General features: G+C 38.5%; 1 pseudogene. It reads right to left on the minus strand.

The features are described from left to right. Positions 1–252: pseudogene (rplB, locus tag SB773_RS33350) on the minus strand (50S ribosomal protein L2); the annotation flags it as partial.

Below are 252 nucleotides of genomic sequence, written 5' to 3' on the forward strand. Positions count from 1 at the left end.
GTTATGAATTACTGTACCAACTGGGATGTTAATAAGAGGAAGTGCGTTACCCACTTTAATGTCAGCTTCTGGACCTGACATGATTTCCAAACCTACTTCTAGGTTTTTTGGAGCTAGGATATAACGTTTTTCTCCATCAACGTAATTAATTAATGCAATGTTTGCAGAACGATTTGGATCGTACTCAATAGTAGCAACGCGTCCTGGTATACCATCTTTATTCCGTTTGAAATCGATGATACGGTATTGACG

This window comes from Bacillus sp. SIMBA_074 (assembly GCF_046534555.1).
GTDB lineage: Bacteria > Bacillota > Bacilli > Bacillales > Bacillaceae_G > Bacillus_A > Bacillus_A mycoides.